This window comes from Synechococcus sp. (assembly GCF_982614295.1).
In genome coordinates this window covers 38,259-44,720 of record NZ_CEXBMR010000008.1, presented here as the reverse complement: position 1 = coordinate 44,720, position 6,462 = coordinate 38,259, and the positions used below count along the sequence as shown (strand labels likewise).

At 53.3% G+C, this 6,462-nt stretch carries 5 protein-coding genes; 4 read left to right on the top strand and 1 reads right to left on the bottom strand.

Annotated features, from left to right (window positions below; all coding sequences use genetic code 11):
- Positions 1 to 203: 203 nt before the first annotated feature.
- Complete coding sequence (locus AC2JC8_RS02570) at positions 204 to 743, bottom strand: SRPBCC family protein (RefSeq protein ID WP_484399674.1); 540 nt, start codon at positions 741 to 743, stop codon at positions 204 to 206.
- Positions 744 to 886: 143 nt separating this feature from the next.
- Here AC2JC8_RS02570 and petH point away from each other — a divergent pair, with 143 nt between their 5' ends.
- The 4 genes from petH (at position 887) to AC2JC8_RS02550 (ending at position 6,427) form a co-directional block, all read left to right on the top strand.
- Positions 887 to 2,050, top strand: coding sequence for a ferredoxin--NADP reductase (gene petH / locus AC2JC8_RS02565; protein WP_484594154.1), 1,164 nt, complete (start codon positions 887 to 889; stop codon positions 2,048 to 2,050).
- Between the two features lie 90 nt (positions 2,051 to 2,140).
- Positions 2,141 to 3,664 (top strand): glucose-6-phosphate dehydrogenase, encoded by a 1,524-nt coding sequence (zwf, locus tag AC2JC8_RS02560; protein WP_484399671.1) that lies wholly within the window; start codon positions 2,141 to 2,143, stop codon positions 3,662 to 3,664.
- Positions 3,665 to 3,724: 60 nt separating this feature from the next.
- The gene (locus tag AC2JC8_RS02555) at positions 3,725 to 5,011 is read left to right on the top strand and encodes a glucose-6-phosphate dehydrogenase assembly protein OpcA (protein WP_484594153.1); all 1,287 of its coding nucleotides are present in this window, start codon (positions 3,725 to 3,727) and stop codon (positions 5,009 to 5,011) included.
- Between the two features lie 12 nt (positions 5,012 to 5,023).
- Entirely contained in the window at positions 5,024 to 6,427 is a 1,404-nt protein-coding gene (locus AC2JC8_RS02550) for a cobyrinic acid a,c-diamide synthase CobB (RefSeq protein WP_484594152.1), read from the top strand.
- Positions 6,428 to 6,462 lie beyond the last annotated feature (35 nt).

The following is a 6,462-nucleotide window of genomic DNA, read 5'->3' as shown; positions in this document are numbered from 1 at the left end:
GCGACAGGGGTTCGAATCCCCTTGGGGGTATCATTTAATTGGCTCAAAATTAAGATCGCTGCGCACCACAAAGCATTAGCTGAGATATTAAATAGCACTAGAAATATTGGTATAAAACAATGCGTTGTAAATATTGATAACAACTAATATTCCATAAGCATTGAGATTAACTAATGCATCATTAAATTTAACCAAATCTTCAGTTAAACAATTTCCGCAAGCTTCGCTACCTGAGCTCTGCGCAAGGCCTCAAGGGCAACACATCGCAAATTTGTAGCCAAATCTTCCCGTAATCTTTGCTCTATCAAGGCAATTGGCATACCAATGCAAGCCTGAACAAGTAATTCGTAGCGCAATCTCACCCCATCAGAGGTTTTAACCACTGTCCATGCCCCTTCAAAACGGCGAAAATCGCCGGAAATCATCCTAAAACCAAGAATTCCTTCAGCGCAGCGCTCCTGCAGTTCGAGGCGGACGCTCGCTGAAAAGCTAAGACCTACAAATTTCTGGCTTCCCACCTGCTCCACCTTCACCACAGAACCATCGCGGCTCAACAGCCTGGAACTAACCAAATTTGGAATAAATGTGGGGAGGCTTTCGTAGTCAGTTAGCACTTGCCAAACAGCTTCCTCAGCTAGGGGCAACCTGAGCTGAGCAGCAAGGCGGCGAGTAGCCGAGGGCAGGCGCTCAATTTCCTGCTCGATGGGCTCGGATGGAAGCGTAAGTAGAGGAGGGGGCTGCAAGGTTTAATAGCGGCCTGCTGGCATGTGCTGCAACGTTAAATACAATAACTGTGTTTTCTTCCTAACCGAATGATCCCTAGGAAAGGTATACAACTGAAGCCGAGCAGGGCAGTTCCTATAATTAGAAAGCGACACCTCGAACCATGCGCGTCCTTCCAGCTTCCTGCAACCTTGGCGACAACCGCATGTTCTCAATCGAGGTGAGCCAGTTGGCCGGCGGCAGCGTGCGCCGCAGTGTTAAACAAATGCTCGTGAGCTACAACTCATTAACTGCCGTATTGCAAAACATCAAAAATTGCGGCGCCAATATTCTCAGCATCACCCCTCACCATCAGCCGATTACCAATTCACAATCCTCCCCAAAAGCAACCGTGACTGAAACCCCAGCTCCAGCTCCAGCAGCAAAAGCAAAAGCCCATGCTGATGTGCCCGTAAATCTTTACAAGCCTAAAGACCCCTTCCTTGGCACTGTCACCGACAACTATTCACTGCTAGCTGAAGGAGCTATTGGTCGCGTAAATCACATCACCTTCGATCTATCTGGGGGAAACCTTCACTACATCGAGGGGCAAAGCATCGGAATTATCCCCGATGGCGAAGATGCCAACGGTAAGCCTAATAAATTACGCCTCTATTCAATCGCCTCCACTCGCCACGGCGACAACCTCGAGGGGAGCACAGTTTCATTGTGCGTGCGTCAGCTGGAATATAAAAACGATGCAGGGGAGCAGATCTACGGTACTTGTTCCACTTTCCTCTGCGACATTGAACCCGGCGCCAAGGTAAAGATCACTGGGCCGGTGGGAAAAGAAATGCTCTTGCCTGATGAAGAAGATGCAAACGTGATCATGCTTGCAACAGGTACCGGCATCGCACCAATGCGGGCCTACTTACGCCGGATGTTTGAACCTGGCGAACACAACAAAAATTCAGGTTATAAATTCAAAGGAAAAGCTTGGTTGTTTATGGGTGTTCCCAAAACACCAAACCTTCTTTACGAAGATGATTTCAGCCGCTACCTCAAGGAATATCCCGAAAATTTCCGCTACACAAAAGCAATCAGCCGCGAACAACAGAATCCCAGCGGCGGCCGCATGTATATCCAAGATCGGGTAACAGAGTATGCCGATGAAATTTTTTCCCTGATCGAAAATCCAAAAACCCACGTTTACATGTGCGGCTTGAAGGGCATGGAACCCGGCATTGATGAGGCCATGACTGCCGCCGCTGCCAAACGCGGCCAGGATTGGAGTGTGCTCAGGCCAGCCCTTAAGAAGGCAGATCGCTGGCATGTGGAAACCTATTAAATCTGTTCCAAATCTGCAGACAGATAGACCATTCACCTTCTGTTCACCTCTAACAGGCAACCTGTAAGGACATGGCGAAAACCTCTGCAAATGACGGCATCTCTCACTAACCCCCTCCGCGTTGGTCTGCGGCAGGAACGAGTAATTTCGCCGCAATGTTTGGTGATTTTTGGCGCCAGCGGCGATCTCACCCACCGCAAATTGATCCCAGCCTTATTTGAGCTATTTCGCCAGCGGCGCTTGCCGAGCGAATTTGCAATCTTGGGTTGCGCCAGGAGGCCATGGAGCGACGCTGAATTTCGCTCCAAAATGGAGAAATCCCTTGCAGTAGAAATTGCTGCTGATCCAGAAGCCTGGAAAACTTTTTGTGATGGTCTTTTTTATGAGCCGGTGGATCTTCAGATTGATGAAGATTTGGTGCGGCTTGGCAAACGGCTTGAGCAGATAGATCGCCTGCGGGCCACCCGCAGCAATCGCACCTTCTATATGTCGGTGTCGCCTAATTTTTATGGCAGTGGTTGCCGAGCCCTGGCTGCTGCTGGCCTACTTGCAGATTCAAAACGCAGCCGGGTGGTAATTGAAAAGCCCTTTGGCCGTGATTTTGCTAGCGCTCAAGACCTAAACCGGATCGTGAACAACTGCGCCAAAGAAAACCAGATCTTCCGTATTGATCACTACCTCGGCAAGGAAACAGTTCAAAACATTTTGGTGCTGCGCTTTGCAAACACAATCTTTGAACCAATCTGGAATCGTAATTACATCTCCAGCGTGCAAATCACCGCAGCTGAAACCGTTGGGGTTGAAGAACGGGCTGGTTATTACGAAAGTGCCGGTGCCCTGCGGGATATGGTTCAAAACCATCTCACCCAGATGCTTGCCCTCACGGCCATGGAACCGCCTGGGCGTTACGAGCCGGAATCAATTCGCAACGAAAAAGCAAAAGTGCTGCAGGCAGCTCGCTTAGCAAATGAAGCAGAACCCTGGAAGTGTTGCGTTCGCGGTCAATACGGCCCCGGTGGCAACAGCGCTGATCCCCTTACGGGCTATCGCCAGGAGCCTGGCGTTGACCCCAACAGCACCACCGAAACCTATGTGTCGATGAAGTTATTCATCGACAATTGGCGTTGGCAGGGGGTGCCCTTTTATTTACGCACTGGCAAACGCATGCCTAAGCGCCTCAGCGAAGTGGTGCTCACCTTCCGCGAAGCACCTGTGCATTTATTCGACTCCGCGGGCGCTGGTCCCACTGCAAACCAATTGATTTTGAGAATTCAGCCCAATGAAGGTGCTGATTTTCGTTTTGAGGTGAAAGCCCCTGGCTCCGGCATGCGCAGCCGGCCGGTAGATATGGATTTCTCTTACGACGAATCCTTTGGCGAACCCTCTGATGAGGGCTATGTGCGTTTACTTGCAGATGCAATGCTCGGGGATCCAACCCTTTTCACCCGCAGCGATGAAGTGGAAGCGGCCTGGAGGCTTTACACCCCACTGGTGGAGCTGATCGAACAGCAGCCTTGGCAGCTGCCTGTTTATCCCTACGAAGCCCGCACCTGGGGGCCTGCTGCAGCAGATAGTTTGCTCGCCCGTGATGGCTTGCTCTGGCGGCGCCCTTAGAAATTTCTGGCTCGCTTTTTAACCCTGTTTTCTTTTTAGCAAAATTAACTAATCAAAACCATGGCTCCGCAATTAACACTTCAAGCCCCTTTGGAATTACCCCCCCAAGATGTACCCGATTATTTGGGGCGTCTTTGGGAGGGAGAACATGAACAAGCCAGTGGCGCCAGCACCTTTTCGTTGGTGGTATGGGAACCGGCGTGGATTGAACAACAATTGGTGCGCTTAGGTCGCCTCAGCGGGCCAATCAATGGTTTGGAGCGTCCGGAATTGCTGCAGGCAGCCCGGGAAGCCATCCCGGTGTGCGGTTTGCCCCCTTCCACCTCACCATTGGCGCCCGAATTAGCCTGGCAACTGGGGCAGATGCCAGGGGGTGCCACCGCTGAAGATCTACGCGGCCAGCAGGTGGATGCCGCCATCAGCCGCCACCAGCCACGCCGTTTAATCACCCTTGCGCCCACCCTTGATAGCAATCGCCCCCTAGAAACCCTTGTGGCGGCTTATTGCCCTTTACCAGAGGAAGGGCCAATGACCAGTGTTTGCGGGGATGTGGTGGTGATGCGGGGCGGCTTTGGGGCCTTGGAGCAGGGTTTGCAGATGATTAACCCTTTGATTTCAGCTGAATTGCCCTGCTGGGTGTGGTGGCACGGTTCTCTCGATGAAGCACCCCATCTATTTGAAGCGGTAAGCCAAGCGCCACGGCGGCTCGTGGTTGATTCCGCCATCGGCTCAGCTGCAAGGGCACTAGAGGTGATTTGCCAAAGGGCTGCTAGCGGCCAGTCGATAAGTGATTTGAATTGGTATCGCCTTGTGAGCTGGCGGGAAAGCCTTGCCATGGCCTTCGATATGCCAAGCCGCAGAGATGCTCTTGCCCATGTGGTGCAGCTCGATATAGATGTGCAAGGCCAGCAGCCAGTGCAGGGTTTATTGATGGCTGCCTGGATCGCTGATCGTTTGGGCTGGCAACTGGAACACACCTCGATGGCAGAGGGTGATGGGATTGTGGCCAGTTTCCGCCGCCCCGATGGAACGCCGGTGCGTTTTCGGCAAATGCCAGTGCCAGTGGGTAGTCCAAGCACTCATCCCGGCAGCCTTGTGGGTTTGCGACTTGTATGTGAGCCGGAGGGCCGCACCCCCCTATGCGTGATTCTCTGCGGTGAAACCGGCGGGTGCATGCGCCTAGAGGCAGGTGGCATGGCCCGCATGGAATTGGTGGAAGAAGTGGTTGCTACAACCGTGGAATCCGCCCAGAAAGAGGTGGCTCGCACCCTGCGAGGAGGTCACAACAGTACAAACCCGCTATTGAATGCCGCAGCCCCTCTAGCTGCCAAGCTGCTGCCACACTAATTTCTGCTCTAATTGGCCCTTCTTATTGCGGCCCCCTGCAGCAGCAGCGGCAAAACCCTGCTCAGTTTGCTGCTAGCCGCGGTGGCCCGCAGTAGGGGCCTTGGTTTGCAAACTTTCAAAGTGGGTCCCGATTATCTCGATCCTCAATTACTCGCAAGTGCCAGCGGACGTCCTTGTCGCAACCTTGATTTAATCCTCTGCGGCGCCCCCTGGGTGCGCAACACATTTGCCTGGTGGAGTGAACAGGTGCCCCTCGCTTTGGTGGAAGGGGTTATGGGGCTCTACGACGGCCGCGGCCCCAGCAGTGAAGGCAGCAGCGCCGCAATTGCGCTGGAGCTCGATCTACCGGTTTTATTAGTGGTGGAAGCAAGCCGCCAGGCGGGATCCCTAGCGGCCTTAGTGCGCGGCTTTCGCGATCACGAACCGCGCTTAAACATTGCTGGGGTGGTGCTGAATGGAGTTTCCACCAGTCGCCACCAGCAGTTGCTGCAGGAGGCTCTAGCTGGCATCGCTATGCCGCTGCTGGGCGTGATGCCGCGGCAGGAGGCGTTGGAAATACCAAGCAGGCATTTGGGCCTGGTACCCCCCGGCGAACTGGAAGCATGGCCAAAACGCCTTGAGCAATTTGCCCTTCTAGCAGCCGAATGGCTGCAGCTCGATAGCTTGCTATCGCTTATGGCAACAGGAACAAAGCAAACAATTAAACAAAGCCCCATCAACTTGGCGCTGGGATCCACTGCCAAAAATCCCATCTCTAAGCCTTTACTTGTAATTGCCAAAGACAAAGCCTTTCATTTTTGCTATCCAGAATTGCCAGAGTGGCTTGAAGCTTTGGGCTGCCAAGTGCATTGGTGGGCACCGCTAGAGGATCAAGCTCTACCAGCCCAAACAGCGGCACTGGTGTTGCCTGGGGGCTACCCCGAATTGCAAGCCGAAGAATTGAGTAATTGCCAGCGCAGCTTGAGCTCAATTGCCAGGCACTACCGCGCTGGCTTGCCGCTTTATGCCGAATGTGGTGGGTTGCTGCTGCTGGGGCAGCAGCTTTTAGATTCAAATGGCAAATCCCATCAAATGGCTGGAGTATTACCTTTTCGAGCCGAGCGGGGCGCTTTAAATCTTGGCTATAGGGAGGCAACCCCAAAAGCAAATGGCCTCGTAATTCAACCGGGAGAACGCTTGCAGGGCCATGAATTTCATCGCTGGCAGCTGCAGCCATGCCAAGCAATAGGGCCTCAAGCAACTGCTGTTGCAACTAACCCTGCCTGGCTATTGGAAGGCTGGGGCGTGCCGGCAAGGCTTGAAGGGTGGTGCAACGCAGCCTTACACGCAAGCTGGCTTCATCTTCACTGGGGTGGCTGCCCCTCAATCCCCAAACGACTGCGGGACGCTGCACTGAAATGCTCAAACAATCTTTGATCAGCAACACCGCTTCGAGCTACCGGTTTGATGCG

Excerpts from the sequence above, each read along its gene's own strand:
- petH (WP_484594154.1), top strand. The coding sequence starts at position 887 with ATGCGCGTCCTTCCAGCTTCCTGCAACCTTGGCGACAACCGCATGTTC.
- zwf (WP_484399671.1), top strand. The coding sequence starts at position 2,141 with ATGACGGCATCTCTCACTAACCCCCTCCGCGTTGGTCTGCGGCAGGAA.
- AC2JC8_RS02555 (WP_484594153.1), top strand. The coding sequence starts at position 3,725 with ATGGCTCCGCAATTAACACTTCAAGCCCCTTTGGAATTACCCCCCCAA.